Below are 686 nucleotides of genomic sequence, written 5' to 3' on the forward strand. Positions count from 1 at the left end.
TGTCATCGAGCTCTGAGGTATCCTCGTCACCAATAGTAACAGTCTCTGATTCAAGTGCCATGCCACATATGGGACAACCACTATTCTCAATATCTCTGACTTCGGGATGCATAGGACAGGTATAAACGGTTCCGCTGTAGCCAGCTGGCACCTTATCGTACTTGCCGCCTTTTACAGATTTTACCTTAGTACGGTCAGTATCCTTTCCATGACGGTGTGCATGACTGTCTTCATTATCATTTGAATCAGTAACCTCGTTCTCAGGTTTGAGAAACATACCGCATATTGGGCAATCGCTTTTTTCCACATCTCTCACTTCGGGATGCATAGGGCAGGTATAAACGGTACCGCTATAATTTTCCGGTACTTTGTCGTATTTACTCTCTTTAGTAGGATGGGCATCGGTATTCGACGGACTATGGCAGCTTGCATGGTCATCTTTCATTGCTACCATCTCGGCAACAGTGTCGTCAGGTTTAAGAGACATTTTGCATATGGGACAGCCGCTATCTGTAACGTCTCTCACCTCTGGATGCATCGGACAGGTATAAATGGTTCCACTGTAACCAGTTGGTACCTTATCGTAAGTGGTATCTTTATTGGATTCTATGCCTGTATTAGCTGTACCGTCACAGCAATCATGGTCTTCGCTATCCGAAGTATTTTTTGTCGTATCGTGTTTCATG

General features: G+C 44.6%; 1 protein-coding gene. It reads right to left on the reverse strand.

Annotated elements, in window-relative coordinates; translation table 11 throughout:
• Nucleotides 1–685: heavy metal-binding domain-containing protein (locus ACS8FC_RS17820; protein ID WP_439297773.1), on the reverse strand; the 685-nt coding region annotated here is incomplete at its 3' end.
• Nucleotide 686: the final 1 nt, after the last annotated feature.

This window comes from Psychrobacter sp. 1Y4, assembly GCF_051847555.1.